The organism is Stappia sp. MMSF_3263 (genome assembly GCF_030733745.1).
GTDB lineage: Bacteria > Pseudomonadota > Alphaproteobacteria > Rhizobiales > Stappiaceae > Stappia.
Genome location: NZ_JASHIK010000023.1, coordinates 37,219 through 53,015 on the forward strand (window position 1 = coordinate 37,219; position 15,797 = coordinate 53,015).

General features: G+C 65.7%; 15 protein-coding genes. 10 read left to right on the forward strand and 5 right to left on the reverse strand.

Annotated features, from left to right (window positions below; genetic code table 11):
- Positions 1-65 precede the first annotated feature (65 nt).
- Positions 66-515 carry a phosphoribosyl-AMP cyclohydrolase gene (gene hisI / locus RBB46_RS19825; RefSeq protein WP_306030775.1) on the reverse strand — a complete coding sequence of 150 codons (450 nt, stop codon included), beginning with the start codon at positions 513-515 and terminating at the stop codon, positions 66-68.
- 47 nt (positions 516-562) lie between these two features.
- Positions 563-1,198 carry a GTP cyclohydrolase I FolE gene (gene folE, locus RBB46_RS19830; protein ID WP_306030776.1) on the reverse strand — a complete coding sequence of 212 codons (636 nt, stop codon included), beginning with the start codon at positions 1,196-1,198 and terminating at the stop codon, positions 563-565.
- Between the two features lie 271 nt (positions 1,199-1,469).
- Here folE and RBB46_RS19835 point away from each other — a divergent pair, with 271 nt between their 5' ends.
- From RBB46_RS19835 to RBB46_RS19850, 4 genes are all read left to right on the forward strand, one after another.
- Complete coding sequence (locus RBB46_RS19835) at positions 1,470-1,919, forward strand: iron-sulfur cluster assembly scaffold protein (protein WP_306030777.1); 450 nt, start codon at positions 1,470-1,472, stop codon at positions 1,917-1,919.
- Positions 1,920-1,971: 52 nt separating this feature from the next.
- On the forward strand, positions 1,972-2,325 hold the full coding sequence (gene yidD, locus RBB46_RS19840; protein WP_306030778.1) for a membrane protein insertion efficiency factor YidD: 354 nt from the start codon (positions 1,972-1,974) through the stop codon (positions 2,323-2,325).
- A gap of 247 nt (positions 2,326-2,572) precedes the next feature.
- Positions 2,573-3,688, forward strand: coding sequence for a GNAT family N-acetyltransferase/peptidase C39 family protein (locus tag RBB46_RS19845; protein WP_306030779.1), 1,116 nt, complete (start codon positions 2,573-2,575; stop codon positions 3,686-3,688).
- A gap of 6 nt (positions 3,689-3,694) precedes the next feature.
- Positions 3,695-5,155 carry a RimK family protein gene (locus tag RBB46_RS19850; RefSeq protein WP_306030780.1) on the forward strand — a complete coding sequence of 487 codons (1,461 nt, stop codon included), beginning with the start codon at positions 3,695-3,697 and terminating at the stop codon, positions 5,153-5,155.
- 22 nt (positions 5,156-5,177) lie between these two features.
- On the opposite strand, the gene RBB46_RS19855 is transcribed toward RBB46_RS19850, so the two are convergent.
- A complete protein-coding gene (locus RBB46_RS19855) occupies positions 5,178-6,071 on the reverse strand; it encodes a DMT family transporter (protein WP_306030781.1) in 894 nt (297 codons plus the stop codon).
- Positions 6,072-6,201: 130 nt separating this feature from the next.
- On the opposite strand from RBB46_RS19855, the gene RBB46_RS19860 reads away from it, so the two are divergent.
- The 4 genes from RBB46_RS19860 (at position 6,202) to RBB46_RS19875 (ending at position 12,394) form a co-directional block, all read left to right on the forward strand.
- Positions 6,202-6,651, forward strand: a complete 450-nt coding sequence (locus RBB46_RS19860; RefSeq protein ID WP_306030782.1) for an Lrp/AsnC family transcriptional regulator — start codon at positions 6,202-6,204, stop codon at positions 6,649-6,651.
- 148 nt (positions 6,652-6,799) lie between these two features.
- Positions 6,800-9,160, forward strand: coding sequence for a diguanylate cyclase (locus RBB46_RS19865; RefSeq protein WP_306030783.1), 2,361 nt, complete (start codon positions 6,800-6,802; stop codon positions 9,158-9,160).
- A 153-nt stretch (positions 9,161-9,313) separates the two neighbouring features.
- Entirely contained in the window at positions 9,314-11,296 is a 1,983-nt protein-coding gene (gene thrS, locus RBB46_RS19870) for a threonine--tRNA ligase (RefSeq protein ID WP_306030784.1), read from the forward strand.
- 195 nt (positions 11,297-11,491) lie between these two features.
- Positions 11,492-12,394, forward strand: a complete 903-nt coding sequence (locus RBB46_RS19875; RefSeq protein WP_306030805.1) for a lysophospholipid acyltransferase family protein — start codon at positions 11,492-11,494, stop codon at positions 12,392-12,394.
- Here RBB46_RS19875 and RBB46_RS19880 read toward each other — a convergent pair.
- On the reverse strand, positions 12,377-13,444 hold the full coding sequence (locus tag RBB46_RS19880; protein WP_306030785.1) for a hypothetical protein: 1,068 nt from the start codon (positions 13,442-13,444) through the stop codon (positions 12,377-12,379). The genes RBB46_RS19875 and RBB46_RS19880 overlap by 18 nt on opposite strands.
- Positions 13,445-13,658: 214 nt before the next feature.
- Here RBB46_RS19880 and RBB46_RS19885 point away from each other — a divergent pair, with 214 nt between their 5' ends.
- Positions 13,659-14,243, forward strand: coding sequence for a nitroreductase (locus RBB46_RS19885; protein ID WP_306030786.1), 585 nt, complete (start codon positions 13,659-13,661; stop codon positions 14,241-14,243).
- Entirely contained in the window at positions 14,240-14,848 is a 609-nt protein-coding gene (locus RBB46_RS19890; RefSeq protein WP_306030787.1) for a flavin reductase family protein, read from the forward strand. Before RBB46_RS19885 ends, RBB46_RS19890 begins: the two co-directional genes overlap by 4 nt.
- Before the next feature lie 67 nt (positions 14,849-14,915).
- Here the strand turns inward: RBB46_RS19890 and RBB46_RS19895 are convergent, their stop codons facing one another.
- The gene (locus RBB46_RS19895) at positions 14,916-15,797 is read right to left on the reverse strand and encodes a CoA ester lyase (protein ID WP_306030788.1); all 882 of its coding nucleotides are present in this window, start codon (positions 15,795-15,797) and stop codon (positions 14,916-14,918) included.

Consider the following 15,797-nt stretch of genomic DNA (forward strand, 5'->3'; position numbering starts at 1 on the left):
CGCCACGCCCTCAGGCGTGGCGAGGCGGCCCGCCCCTGCGGGGGCGGTGCCGAGACATCATATCTTCAGCCGTAGACGTCCTTGGGATCGTAGACGCGCTCGCCGCCGGTCATGTCGAGGCGGACCGATCCGTCGGGGGAGCGGGTGATGCGGCGGTAGAAGCAGGAACGGTAGCCGACATGGCAGGTGGCGCCATTGCCGGCGACCCGGACCTTGAGGACGAGGGCGTCCTGGTCGCAGTCGGTGAGGATCTCGACGACGCTCTGGACCTGTCCGGAGGTCTCGCCCTTCTTCCAGAAGGACTGCCGGGACCGGCTCCAGTAACAGGCCTCGCCCGTGTCGATCGTGCGGGCGAGCGCCTCGGCGTTCATGTAGCCGACCATCAGCACGGTGCCGTCGTCGGCATCCGTGACGACGCAGGCGATCAGCCCGTCGGCATCGAATTTCGGCTGGAAGGCGTCACCGCCCTCGATCTCGGCCTTGCTGCCGCGCCCGGCGAAGGAAAGTTCGGTCATGTCCGGTTGCCCGCGCCGGGCGGCGCGTCCTTTGATCGACTGAGGCCTCAGCCGCGACGGGTGTCGCGGATGAGGCTCATGAAACGGACCTGTTCGTTCGGATCGTCACGGAAGACGCCGGTGAACTGGGTGGTGATGGTCGACACGCCGCGCTTCTGCACGCCGCGCATTGTCATGCACTGATGCTCGGCCTCGAGCATCACGGCGATGCCGCGCGGGGCGAGATTGGTGTCGAGCGCGTCGACGATCTGCGCCGTCAGGTTTTCCTGCGTCTGCAGGCGCTTGGCGAAGATGTCCACCACCCGCGCGATCTTCGACAGGCCGACGACCCCGTCCGTGGGATAGTAGGCAACATGCGCCTCGCCGATGAAGGGCAGCATGTGGTGTTCGCAATGGGAGAAGAACGGGATGCCGCGCACCAGCACGATGTCGTCATAGCCACCGACATCCTCGAAGGTCCGCTGCAGGTGTTCCGCCGGATCCTGGAAGTAGCCGGAGAAGATCTCCTCATAGGCCTTGGCCACGCGCTTGGGCGTGTCGAGGACGCCTTCGCGTTCCGGGTTGTCGCCCGCCCATGCCAGCAGGATGCGCACGGCCGCCTCGGCCTGCTCGCGCGTCGGGCGTCCAAGCGATGCGTCCGCTGCATCGCCGCGCTGCGCGACCGGTTTCAAGATGGCATCCATCGCGGGCTCTCCCGTTTGTACTGTATTCCGCATGGCCTACGCGTCTCCCGACTGTTCGGACCACACGGACCGCTGTTTCCGGGCCGTCTCGGCGGAGACGGGATCGCATGCCAGATTGTTTGAATTGCGGCAGTTTTTCACGACCTCGTCCGCCCGGTCGACTCTCGCTGCACCTGTGTCCATTTCTTTCCTGCGTTCCACCCTATATAAGAAATGCGGAAGGGCTGTGAAGCCGGATCGCCTGCGTCACGCTTTCTTGAAGAGGCGCTTAATGCTCGACGATATCTACAACGCCAAAATTCTCGAACTCGCTGGCAATATACCTCGTCTTGGCCGCCTCGATGCCCCCGACGCCTCAGCCAAGGCGCACTCCAAGTTGTGTGGTTCGACCGTCATTGTCGACCTAAAGATGCAAAAAGGAGTTGTGACCGATTTCACGCAGGACGTCAAAGCTTGTGCGCTCGGCCAGGCCGCCGCATCGGTCGTGGCCCGCAATGTGATCGGTGCAAAGCTCGAGGAACTGCGGCTCGCGCGCGACCAGATGCGGGCGATGCTGAAGGAAAACGGTCCCCCGCCGGAAGGGCGTTTCGCCGAGGCGGAGGTGCTTCAGCCGGTGCGCGACTTCAAGGCGCGGCACGCCTCCACCCTGCTGGCCTTCGAGGCGGTCGTCGACGCGGCCGAACAGATCGAGGCGCGGCGCGGCGACGAGGCCGCCGCCTGAGACAAGGGGCGTCGGCGGGCGGATTTCCGGTCCCCGGATGCAAGGTGCGGGCATGTGCTCAAACGAGGATCACGCGGCCCGGACGGGCCTGCGCCCGCCCGGGCCGGTCGCGCGGGCGGTGCTGCTCCTGATCCGGGTCTACCAGCTCACGCTCTCGGCCTTTATCGGCCGCTCATGCCGCTATGCGCCGAGCTGCTCGGGCTACATGTCCGACGCCATCCTCCGTCACGGTGTGTGGCCCGGACTGTGGATCGGTCTTGCCCGCCTGCAGCGCTGCCGTCCGGGCGGGGGGAGTGGTTTCGATCCGGTTGCGGACGACCTTCCGGCCGGTTCGCGCTGGTACCTGCCCTGGCGCTATGGCCGCTGGACGTCGGAACATATCGATCCGGCGACCCGGCTCGATTGAGGGCATGCTCGGCGGCCGCGTCGCGTGTCATGCAATTTTTGCAAAAGCCATGCGAAACGTGTTGAAGACGACCATCCCGAATACGGATATTTGACGCGCGCACAATCGATGGGCAGGCTTGACGGGCAAATTGCGGGCCGTCCTGCCGTCCGCCCGCGAGTGCGCCGGATGCCGGCGGTTTCGTGCCCGGCCATGCGCAGCGGAACCGCAAACCAGTTCCGGCAAATCGTCCCCGGGGGACCCGGATTTGGACATTCCAGAAGGCGCGGGCCTGACCCTGCGCGCTGCAACTCCCGACGACCTTCCCGCGCTTCTCGACATCGAGAACGCCTGCTTCACGCAGGACAGGATCTCGCGGCGCTCGTTCCGAAGGTTTCTGGAAAGCGCAGGCGCCTCCTGCATCCTGGCGACCCTCGAGGGCCGGCCGGCCGGCTATGCCCTGCTGCTGTTCCGCAGCGGTACGGCGCTTGCCCGCCTCTATTCCTTCGCCATGATGCCGCAGATGCGCGGACGCGGCCACGCGCGCGCCCTGCTGGGAGCGGCGGAGGCGGATGCCTTCGCCCGCGACCGGATCGTGCTCAGGCTGGAGGTGCGCGAGGACAACACGCCCGCACGGCGGCTCTATGAAAGCGTCGGTTATCGCGCCCATGGCCGCGTTCCGAACTATTACGAGGACGGCTGCGCGGCGCTGCGCATGGAAAAACCACTGCGCGACGCGGCGGCTCAAGGATCCGTCGTTCCCTATTTCGCGCAGACGAGCGAGTTCACCTGCGGCCCCTCCTGCCTGATGATGGCGCTCAAGCATTTCGACCCGCAGATCGAGACCGGCGAACGCCTGGAACTGCGGTTGTGGCGGGAGGCGACGACGATCTATCTTGCCTCCGGGCACGGCGGTTGCGGTCCCTACGGGCTGGCGGTTGCCGCGGCGCGGCGGGGTTTGCGGGCCGAGGTGCGGCTGTCGCCACCCGGCCACCTGTTCATCTCGTCTGTGCGCGATCCCGACAAGCGGCGGGTGATGGAGATCGTCCAGGACGACTACCGGGCGGAAGCGGCCGGGCTGGGCATTGCCGGGCGCGAGGAACAGTTGTCCGCCCGCGATCTTGCCGGGGAAGTGGCCGGGGGGGCGCTGGCGATCGTGCTGATTTCCGAATACCGCATGCTGGGACGGCGAGGCCCGCACTGGGTGCTTGTCCAGGGAGAGGATGCGGGCCACCTTTTCATCCACGATCCCTGGCTTGGATACGAGGGTTACGAGACGCCGCAGGACGCGGCCAACCTGCCGATACCGGATGCCGAATTCGACCGCATGGCGCGTTGGGGAAAGCCGCCCGTGCGCGCGCAGATCATCTTGAGAAAGGGTTGAGCCACGATGGCCACATGGGTTGTTCTCGTCGACAACGCAAAGGATGTTTCCAACGCCGACACGCCGCACAAGGTGATGAGCGTGCGCGACTACATGATGCGGCCGAAACTCTTTACCGGCACGCATCCCAACATCATCAACCTGTCGCGCTCCTATTCCTACCAGGGCGCGGGTTATTACGCCTCGCTGCTGGCCGAGGCGCGCCAGCACCGCGTGCTGCCCAATGTCGAGACGATGATCGAACTGTCGCGCAAGGGGCTCTACCGGCACGCGCTTCCCGAGCTGGAGGACAGCCTCAACCGCTGCCTTGGCAAGCCGGGCGCGGCGGAGGCGGGCGAGCGCATACTGGTCTGTCTCGGCCATACCGCGATCGCCGCGCTGGAGCCGTTTGCCCGGCTGCTCTTCGACTGGTACCGGGCGCCGATCCTTGAGGTCAGCGTGGCCTCGGGCCAGTGGCGCGCGATCACCCGCATCCGCGTGGTTCCGATCCCGGAGCTGGAGGGCGATGCCCGTGCCTTCATGATGGAGAGCCTGGAGCGCTACACTCATCGCGCCTGGCGGGCACCGAAGCAGCGCGTGCCGATGAAGCATGCGCTGGCGGTGCTTTCGAACCCGAAGGAGGAGCTGCCGCCCTCGGCCCAGTCGTCGCTGCGTCACATGGCCAAGGTCGCCGCGCGCCAGGGCGTCGAGATCGTGCCCATCGGCAAGGGGGATCTCGACCGGCTGGCGCAGTATGATGCGCTGTTCATTCGCGAGACGACCAATATCGACAACCACACCTACCGTTTCGCGCGTCGCGCGGTGCAGGAGGGGATGCCGGTGATCGATGATCCGGTGTCGATGATCCGCTGCACCAACAAGGTCTATCTGGCCGAGTTGATGGAATCGCACGGCATCCCGATCCCGAAGACGGCGATCCTTTCAAGCGTCAAGGAGGCGGCGGGACTGGAGGCGCGCCTCGGCTCGCCCGTGGTGCTGAAGATCCCGGACGGGTCCTTCAGCCGGGGCGTCTATCGGGTCGAGGGCGAGACGGCGATCGCCGCGAAGCTGAAGGAGCTTCTGGAGGACAGCGACATCATCATTGCGCAGGAATACTGCCCGACCGAGTTCGACTGGCGCATCGGCGTGCTCGACGGCGAACCGCTCTTTGCCGTGCAGTACCTGATGGCCAAGAAGCACTGGCAGATCGTCAAGCACGAGGACGGCAAGCAGTCGAAGGAAGGCAGCTTCCGCTCCGTCTCGCTGGCGGAAACGCCTCCGGCGGTGGTGGAGACGGCGGTGCGCGCGGCGAGCCTGATCGGCGACGGGCTCTACGGTGTCGACCTGAAGTCCTTCGGCGACCGGGTCGTCGTCATCGAGGTCAACGACAACCCGAACCTCGACCACGGCGTCGAGGATTCCGCCGAAAAGGACGTGGTGTGGGAACGCCTGGTGCGCTGGTTCGTGCGCCGCATCGAGGCACGGTGAGGGGCGGGAGGAACCTGCCCGCTCATGACGCCGGCGCCTGCCGCCGCCTCCCCAGCAGCCGCCAGCCGAAGGTAAGCCCGGCTGCGGCGGCAATGATGGCGACCGCGCCGGCGATCTGGACCGGCTGCAGCCTGTGGCCGAAAGCCAGGTAGTCGACCAGGATGGCAACGACCGGGTAGACGAACGAGAACGCGCCCTGGAGATGGGTCGGGAGTTTCTGCACCGCCCCGTACATCAACGTGTACATCAGGCCGGTATGAACGACACCGAGCGTGACCAGCGCTCCCCAGGCGGCGGGCCCTTGCGGCGGTTCCGCCCAGGTGGCGAAAGGGGCCAGCATGGCGATGCCGACGCCGACCTGGATCAGGGCGATCAGGTGCGGCGGCGTGCCGCTCAGCTTCTTGGTGATCAGCGCGGCCACGGCCCAGAAGAAGGCGGCGCCGAAGGCGAGCGCGATGCCGAGCGCGTAATTGGCGCCGGTGTAGCCGGCATCGGGTTTTGCCTGGACGATCATCACCACGCCGGCAAAGGCGATGGCAAGCCAGCCAAGCTTGGTTGCGGTGACCTTTTCGGACAGGAACAGCGCGCCGAAGCCGACCAGGATGAAGGGTTGCATGTTGTAGACCGCCGTCGCGATCGAGATCGAGGCCTGGCCGTAGGCACTGAACAGCATGGCCCAGTTGACGACGATGGCAACGCCGCCGAGCGCGGCGAGACCGGCGACGCGCCAGCTCAACCGGTGGCGCAGCGCGCCCTGCAGGCCGCAGATGGCGAGCAGGGCCAGTGCGCCGAAGACGCAGCGCCAGAAAACGACGTCGACGGCCGGCTGGCCGGACATGATGACGAACCATCCGATCGAGCCGAGAATGGTCATCGCTGCGATCATTTCGGTGGCGCCGCGCAGGGTCTTGTCCATGGGATGTTCTCCTGGAAACAGATGCCCTTACAATCGCGCCGCCGGCCCGTGCTTTCCATCTTCCAAGTAAGGTGATTTGACGAAAATTCTTTTTATTGTAAGCTTAAGTGGCGTTTATTTGGAGTTTTCCATGATCGATGACGTTGATCGCCGTATTGTCGAAGCCTTGCTCGAGGATGCCCGCATGTCGCTGAAGGAGCTTGCGGGACGAGTCGGCCTGTCCTCGCCGGGGGTCTCCGAGCGCATCCGGCGGTTGCAGGAGCGCGGGGTCATCCGTGGCTTCACCGTCGATGTCGATCCCAAGGCGCTGGGCTATGCGCTGCAGGCGATCGTGCGCATCCGGCCGCTGCCGGGCAAGCTGCACATGGTCCAGCGGCATATCGAGGAGACACCGGAATTCTGCGAATGCGACAAGGTGACGGGCGAGGATTGTTTCGTCGTGCGGCTGGTGCTGACCTCGATCGACGAGCTTGACGGTATTCTCGACAAGATCGCCGACAAGGCCGAGACGAGCACGTCCATCGTCAAGTCGCAGCCGATACGCCGCCGGCCGCCGCCTCTCGTGCCGACAGGCGCCTGATCCCGGTCGCAGGCGTCCTGCATAGCCCAATGGCAACGCAAGGTAAGCCGCATCGGCGGAAATCGGTTTCCCGTATTCGCGATTCAGTTACTCTTGAATGGCATTATCTTCGTGTTGCTGAAAGCAGACGCATCGGAAAGCCGGCAAAATGCCCGAGGAGATCGAGCGGCTTCAGGTACTGGACAGACATGAACTCGTCTTCCTTGGACAGGACGAGAGCCTGGATCGTCTTGCCGAACTCACACGACACCAGTTCAAGGTGGACGTGGCCTCGATTTCCGTCCTCGACCGAACGACGCAGCATGTGAAGGCATCGGCAGGCGAGGCCTGCGAGACGCGGCTGCGTTCGGATTCCTTCTGCGATCAGGTCGTGATCTCGCAAAACGCGCTGCTGGTCGACGACCTGTCGAACCATGCGCTGTTTCGCGCGCGAAAGAGCGTCACGGGCGGCCCCCGCTTTCGCTCCTATGCCGGGTCGCCGATCCGCATCGATGGCCATGTCGTCGGTGTCGTCTGCCTCAAGGACCACCGGGTCGGGGTGCTTGGCGAGGACACGCTGGCCCAGCTCGAGGCCTTTGCCAGGATCGCCGCCGATCTTCTCACGGCGGCGCAGGCGCGCCGCGCCGCCGAGCGTATCGCCCGTTTCAACAATGACGGCCCGATCGTGCGCATTCGCTGGCAGGGCAAACCGGCCTGGCCCCTTGCCGGAGAGAATCCCGCGCTGGCGCGCCTGCTTGGCCTGAAGGACCCGGGCGATGCGGCCCGTTTCGGGTTCCTCAGCTTCGTCCATCCCGAGGACCGGGACGGGCTGATCCATGTGCTCAACAGCCATCTCAACAGTCAGGCGAGCGAGACCGAGAAACAGGAATTCGAGTACCGGCTGGTTCGGCCAGACGGCCGCGAAGTGTGGGTGCATCAGTACACGCAGGGCTTTTATGGCGGCGATGGACGCCTGATCGTCGTCGAGGGGCTGCTTGTCGACCAGACGGACCAGAAACAGCTGGCATTGCAGGTGCGCGCGGCGCTGGGCCGGCTCAACATCGTCATGGATGCCGGCGAACTCGGCGCATGGGAATGCATGCTTGCGACCGGCGAGTTGCATCGAAGCCAGCAATGGGCCGCCCTGGTCGGGAAGTCGTACGATCATCTCGAACCCTCGCTGCTGTCGTGGAAGCAGGCCATTCACCCGCTCGACAGGGCGCGGTTCGAGAAGGCCTGGCGCGATCACGTGGAGGGGCGCTCGCCCGCGTTCTCGGTCGAGTGCCGCGTGCGCCACGAGATGGGACACTGGATCTGGATGCAGAATTTCGGCCGCGCCACCGACCGCGACGCGCTCGGCAACCCCTCGCGCATCATCGGTGCGAGCCGGGACGTCACCAAGCGCCAGCAGGCGTTTTTCCGGCAGAGCAAGCAAGGCGAGTTGTTCGACCTCCTCAATCGCAGCCAGCAGGCCTTCCTGATCGAGAAGGACGTGCGCAAGGCCTGCGAGATGCTGCTCGGTCCGATCATCGAGCTGTCCGAAAGCCAGTTCGGCTTCATCGGCGCGGTGGCACGGGACCCGGAGACGGGCAACCGGGAGCTTGCCATCAAGGCGATCTCGGATATTTCCTGGAACACCGAAAGCGCCCGTCTCTACGCTCTCCACGAGAAGGGGGAGCTGGTGTTCAAGAGCCTCGACAACCTGTTCGGCTCCACGATCACGACCGGGAGCGTCGTGGTCGCCAATGACGTGCCCGCGCATCCGCTGGCCAAGGGCGTGCCTGCAGGGCATCCCGTGCTGACGCGTTTCCTCGGACTGCCGATCAAGTATGGCGAGGAATTGCTGGGCATGATCGGGCTGGCCAACCGGACGGACGAATATGACGGGGAACTGCTCGACCTGCTCGCGCCGTTGCCCATGGCGCTCGGCCTGTTGCTGCATGCCCGCAGGCTGGAGGAACAACGGGCGGAGACAGAAGAGGAACTGCAACGGCTGGCAAGCCAGGATTCACTCACCGGCTTGCTGAACCGGCGGGCCTTCATTTCGGCGATCGAAGGCGTCGCGGAGAATCCCGACCGGATGGTCTGCCTCGCTATCGTCGATCTCGATCACTTCAAGTCGGTCAACGACGTTCATGGACATGGCGTGGGCGACGAGGTGCTGCGGGTCTTTGCCCGCTGGCTGCGGGAATGCCTGGCCGAGGGGGACCTGTGCGCGCGCATAGGCGGGGAGGAGTTTGCTGTCCTGTTGCCCGCGTCGAGCGAGGCGGAAGCGGTGGAGCGGCTTGACGCGATCCGCAAGACGATCGCGGCGCGCGAGGTCGATGTGGGAGGGATCAGGCTCGGGGTCGCGTTTTCTGCCGGCCTGTGCAGCTGGCGCCCGGATACGGAGACGGTGGAGACAGCTTTCGCGGTGGCGGACAAGGCGCTCTACGAGGCGAAGCGGGCGGGCCGCAACCGTATCCAGCTTGGCAGAATCGGCAAGGCCGATCGCCGCGGCGTTGTTGCCCACTTGCGGCAAATCTCTTAAGGGAGTGTCGGGCGGCCGCCGTGTCGCTTCGAACTGGCCTGTCCAAACGCCGGGCGCCCCCCGTGTCTTGATGCAAGGAGCCGCGCGCGCGGACGGCCAGCCTTGAAACGATCGCTTACCTGCCTTGTTTGCAGGAGTGAGCAGGAGACAGAGATGATCCATCTGACCTTCCCCGATAGTTCGGTTCGTGATTTTTCGCCCGGCGTTACCGGCGCCGAGATCGCCGCCGGCATTTCCAAGTCACTGGCCAAGAAGGCCGTGGCGGTGACCCTCGATGGCGAGCTTGCCGACCTGTCGCTGCCGATCGAGCGCGACGCGCGGCTGGAGATCGTCACCCGCGAGGATCCGCGCGCGCTGGAGCTGATCCGCCACGACGCGGCCCATGTCATGGCCGAGGCGGTGCAGGCGCTGTGGCCGGGCACCCAGGTCACCATCGGCCCGGTGATCGAGAACGGCTTCTATTACGACTTCAAGCGCGTTCATTCCAATTCCGGGGAAGACTGGCCGTTCACGCCTGAGGACCTGCCGGTCATCGAGAAGAAGATGCGCGAGATCATCCAGCGCGGCGATGCCTTTGCCCGCGAGGTCTGGTCGCGCGACGAGGCCAGGCGCCACTTCCTCGACAAGGGCGAGACCTACAAGGTCGAGCTGCTTGAAGCGATCCCCGCCGGCGAGGACGTCAAGATCTACCGCCAGGGCGACTGGCTCGACATGTGCCGGGGTCCGCACATGGCGAGCACCCGCCAGATTGGCGACGCCTTCCGCCTGATGAAGGTGGCCGGCGCCTATTGGCGCGGCGACAGCAACAACGAGATGCTGACCCGCATCTACGGCACCGCCTGGGCGAACGAAGCCGAACTGAAGGCCTATCTTCACATGCTGGAGGAGGCCGAGAAGCGCGACCACCGCAAGCTCGGCCGGGAAATGGACCTCTTCCATTTCCAGGAGGAGGGGCCGGGTGTCGTGTTCTGGCACGCCAAGGGCTGGAGCCTCTTCCAGAGCCTCGTTGCCTATATGCGTCGCCGGCTCGACGAGGATTACGACGAGGTCAACGCGCCGCAGATCCTCGACACCTCGCTGTGGGAGACCTCCGGTCACTGGGGCTGGTACAAGGAGAACATGTTCTCCGTGCAATGCGCGGACCCGGAGGCCGAGGACACGCGCCTGTTCGCGCTGAAGCCGATGAACTGCCCGGGGCACGTGCAGATCTTCAAGCACGGGCTGAAGAGCTACCGCGACCTGCCGCTGCGCATGGCCGAGTTCGGCGCGGTGCACCGCTACGAACCCTCGGGCGCGATGCACGGCCTGATGCGCGTGCGAGGCTTCACCCAGGACGATGCCCACATCTTCTGCACCGAGGAGCAGATGGCGGCGGAGTGCCTGAAGATCAATGACCTGATCCTGTCGGTTTACGAGGATTTCGGCTTCAACGAGATCGTCGTGAAACTGTCGACCCGGCCCGAGAAGCGGGTCGGTTCGGATGACCTTTGGGATCACGCCGAAAGCGTGATGGAAAAGGTCCTGAAGCAGATCGCCGACCAGTCGGGCGGACGCATCAAGACCGACATCCTGCCGGGCGAGGGCGCCTTCTACGGGCCGAAATTCGAATACACGCTGCGCGATGCGATCGGCCGCGAGTGGCAGTGCGGCACGACCCAGGTCGACTTCAACCTGCCGGAACGGTTCGGGGCGTTCTATGTCGACAGGGACGGCGAGAAGAAGACCCCGGTGATGATCCACCGGGCGATCTGCGGCTCGATGGAGCGGTTCCTGGGCATCCTGATCGAGAACTTCGCCGGGCACTTCCCGCTGTGGCTGGCGCCGCAACAGGTGATCGTCACCACCATCACCTCGGATGCGGATGATTATGCCCGCGAGGTTCTGGCGGCGATGAAGAAGGCGGGGCTGCGGGCCGAGATCGATCTCAGGAACGAGAAGATCAACTACAAGGTCCGAGAGCACTCGCTCGCCAAGGTTCCGGTGATCGTCGTGTGCGGCAAGCGCGAGGCGGAGGAGCGGACGGTCAACATCCGCCGGCTCGGCTCGCAGCACCAGAGCGCGATGGGGCTCGACGAGGCGATCGCGGCCCTGCGCGAGGAGGCCGTCGCACCGGATCTCAAGCGCGACGCCGACTGATCGGCCAGGTTTTTCAAGATCCCTGGAGGCCGGTGCGATCCATCGCATCGGCCTTTGCCTTTTCGCCCGTCACTGGTGTCGCCGATCTGTCACGCAATGCCGGCTATTATTCCCTTTTCGAGAATCGTCTAAATTGACGAGGCGTGGCCGGGAAACCTGCCGGTGACAGTTGATGACAGGCACGAGGGCCGCCCGGTGCAAGAGAGCGAACTGAGCTATGCCAATGCCGGGCATTCCTGGACGAAGCGGTCCGTGATCCGGGCCATCGAGACCCTGTCGGGCCGGGAGCATCTGCTTGGCTATTACCGCTACTGGCGCGATGCCGTCGCCGCCACCTCGACCACTAAGTGGAGCGACCTGCTGGCGCTGATCGGGGTCGATGTGGTGGTGGAGGAGGGGAACTGGCCGCCCCAGGGCCTGCCCGACGGGCCGCTGGTGATGATCGCCAACCACCCTTACGGCCTTGGCGACGGGCTGGCGATCCTGGCGCTCGCCGAGCGGCTGGAGCGACCCTACCGCATCCTCATCAACAACGAGCTGCTGAAGGCGCCGGAGATCCGGCCCTATTCGTTGCCGATCGATTTCGAGGAAACACCGGAGGCCCTGCGGACCAACATGCGCACCCGGCAGGAGGCACTGCGCCTGCTCGCCGAGGGCGTCACCATCATCGTCTTTCCCGGCGGCGGCGTGGCGACGGCGGACAAGCTCTTCGGCCGGGCCCGCGAACTGCCCTGGAAGACCTTCACCGCGAAGATGATCCGCGCGGCGCGGGCAACCGTGATCCCGCTTTATTTCGACGGCCAGAACTCGCCGCTCTTCCACCTTGTGTCGCGGTTCTCGCTGACATTGCGTCTGTCGATGTATATCCGGGAGTTCCGCCGCATCATGGGGTGCGACCTGCCGGTCAGGGTCGGGGCGCCGATCCCCTACGACGAGCTGGCCACTTTCGGCGACCAGAAGGCGATGATCGAGCACCTGCATCACCGGGTGATCTCGATGGCTCCGTCCCGCCCGCGCGCCAGGTCCAGGGCCGACCGCAGGCGTCTGCGCCCGATCGCGGCCGCAGGGACACTGCCCGCGTCACTGCTTGAGCAGTGAACTGGTCAGCACCTCGACTTCGCCGTGGCTGGCGGTGTTGACCTCGAACTCGCGTGAGTAGAGCTTGTCCTCGTTGCGGGCGATGACCTGATATTCGCCCGAAGCCAGGATGAAAGCCGGGAATGCGCCGGTGCCTTCGACGACAACGTCGCCGCCGGGCGTGAGGACCGACCATTTGGTGTTGGCGATGGCCTCTCCGCCGGACTGGTTGACGAGCTTCAGCGTCACGCGCGCGGCATTGTGATAGACGGTTGCCTCGGTCAGCTTGCCAGGCTCGACGCGAATGTCGGCGCGCACGGTCGCGTTGACCGCGCCGTAGCGGCTGACCACGTGATAGGTGTCGGCATTCAGGCGGACGATGGCGCCGGGCTTGACGTTGCCGGCGACAAGCTTGCGTTCGCCGCGGCTGTCGAAATCCCGCTCGTAGATGTCGAAGACGACGCGGCCGGTCTGGATCGGCTGCTGGCCGGAGAACTGCGCGTCGAGCTTGATGCCGCCGGCGTTGAGCATCACCGTCTGGCTGGTCAGGCCGTTGCGCACGGCGATCCGGCTGGTGCGGCCGGCATAGCCATAGGCGGTGTGGACGAAATAGTCGCCCGGCGCGAGGCGGAAATCCGCGTCGCCGCCCTGTGCCGTCGCCACCAGCTCAAGCTTGCCCTGCTCATTCGGCTGGTTGGCATAGACACGCCAGCGAACGCCCTGGGTAAGGGAGGGGCCGTCCTCGGCCAGGCGGGCGACCAGATAGACCGGCGACAGGGTGGAAGGGCCGGGCATGCCGGTGTCGGGCGTGATCGCCGGGGCGTAAGGGACAACGGGAGTGGAGGAGCCCGGCACGGCGTTGCCGCCAAGCAGGTTTCCAAGCGGAGCGGGCGTGTCGAGAAGAGGCGGTGCGTTGAGCGGAGCGGGATCGTCCGGCAACGCGGTGACCGGCGCGGAGGCCCCCAGATCTCCGGGCTTTGCCTGCGGTGTGATCACGTCCTGAGCGGCGAGAGGCTGGATCGCCAGCCCGAGGGCGCACAGCGCGCATGCAATAACCCTGGTCACCCGCATTGGCCGGTACGTCCCACCCGTTTCACGATCGATTTTGTCCTTCCTGTTTCCAACCCAAAACTGGGGCGATTTCAAGTCATCTTGCCGGATCGGCATGGGATGATTGACAGGGGCGAAAACCTGATTAGGTCATGGAGGTGAAAATCGCTGCCAGTTCAGCCTCACCTCCATCACGCCCGCCCCCGGGGCCGGCGGCCGATATCAAGGAAATGCGATGACGACGGAGCAATCCGAAACCTTGCGCCTGCTGCTGACGCGCCGGTCTCATCCGGCAATCAGCCTGGTCGCACCGGCACCGGAAGGCGACGCGCTGCGGGATATCCTGCAGGCGGCCTCGCGTGTGCCGGACCACGGCAAGCTCGCGCCCTGGCGCTTCGTTCTGCTGAGGGGCGAGGCGCGTGCCGACCTCGGCAACCGTCTCGTGTCGCTGCTGGAAACCCGCGAGGGGCCGCTCGCCGAGGACCGCCGCCAGCAGGAGGCGACCCGCTTCACCCGCGCGCCGCTGGTGATCGCGGTTGTCAGCCGTGCAGCGGTGCATCCCAAGATCCCCGTCTGGGAGCAGCAGCTTTGCGTCGGTGCGGTCTGCATGAATCTGGTGATCGCCGCTCATGCGAGCGGCTTCGCCGCGCAGTGGCTGACCGAATGGATGGCCTTCGACGATGACGTGTCGGCGATGCTGGGGCTGGCCGAGGTCGAGCGGATTGCCGGCTTCGTTCACCTGGGCACGCCGTCGGAGACGCCGAGCGAGCGGCCCCGGCCGGATCTTGACGGCCTGATCAGCGAGTGGACGGGAGCATGAGCACCTACAGCTACGAAGTGGCCAAGGGTCACGGCCTGCCGCACAATCCGTTCAAGGCGATCGTCGCGCCGAGGCCGATCGGCTGGATCTCCACCCGCTCGCCCGAGGGCACGCTGAACCTTGCGCCCTACAGCTTCTTCAACGCGGTTTGCGACACGCCGCCAATCGTCATGTTCTCCTCGTCCGGCTACAAGGACAGCGTGACCAATGTGGATGCCAGCGGCGAGTTCGTCTTCAACCTGGCGACCGAGGATTTTAAGGACGCGATGAACGTCTCCTCGGCACCGTATCCGCACGGCGTCTCGGAATTCGAGAAGGCGGGTCTGACGGCGGCCGCATCGACGCTGATCGGCACGCCGCGCGTTGCCGAGGCGAAGGCCGCGTTCGAATGCCGCCACCTGCAGACCTTGCGCCTTGCCGGACTGGACGGCAGGCAAGCCGACAACTGGGTGGTGTTCGGCGAGGTCGTTGCCGTGCATATCGACGAAAGCGTGCTGGTCGACGGGCTATTCGACGTGACCCGCGCCCGGCCGCTCGCGCGTCTCGGTTACATGGACTACTCGGTCGTCGACGCCGTGTTCCAGATGACCCGTCCGCGCGCCTGAAACTTGCAGCCCTGACGCCGGCAGTCTTGATACCGGCAGTCCTGGCGCGAGGCCGTCTCGCCGCCCGTCACGAGCGGCTGGCGGCCTCGGCCCGTGCCAGGACCTTTTCGGCGCGGCGCAGGTGCGGACGGTCGAGCATTTCGCCGTCCAGGCCGACCACGCCCGGATTGCCGGCGGCCGCGAAGGCCCCGATGACCGCGCGTGCCTTGGCGATCTCGTCCTCGGACGGGGTGAAGACCTCGTTGATCACCGGCACCTGGGCGGGGTGGATCGCCATCTTGGCGGTGAAGCCGTCGCGCAGGGCCTGCATCGCTTCCGTCCGCAAACCGTCCATGTCCCGGAAATTGGTGAAGACCGTGTCGATCGGCGTCGCGGCGGCCGCGACCGCGCCGAACAGGCACAGGTTGCGGGCGAGGCGAAACGGTTCGTTGAAGGCGCCATCCGGCGTCCGGCTGGCCAGCGCCCCGATATCGGCCGAGAGGTCTTCCGCGCCCCATGTCAGGCCTTCCAGGCGCGGGCTCGCGCCCTGATAGGTGCCCAGGTTGAAGAGCGAGGCGGCGGTTTCCGTGGCAACGGCGAGGATCCGGGTCTGGCCGTCGGCAATGTCGTTCTCCGCCTCCTGGACGGCAAGCTTTGCGGCAAGGTGCTGGACGTCCGCGCCGGAGAGGGACTTGGGCAGCATGATGCCTTCCGGCATCGCCGCCATCACCGCCGCAAGGTCCGCATCCGTCTGGCCGGTGTCGAGCGCGTTGACCCGCACATAGAGCCGCGGCCGGCTGGCGACCTCGCGCTGAGCGGCGAGGAAGCGGGCGGTGATGTCGCGCGCCGCAGGCTTGGCGTCGAGCGCGACGGAATCCTCCAGATCGACAAGCAGCAGGTCGGCACCGCTTGAAAGGGCCTTCTCGAGCTTGCGCTCGCTGTCGCCGGGAACGAAGAGAAGCGAGCGCAT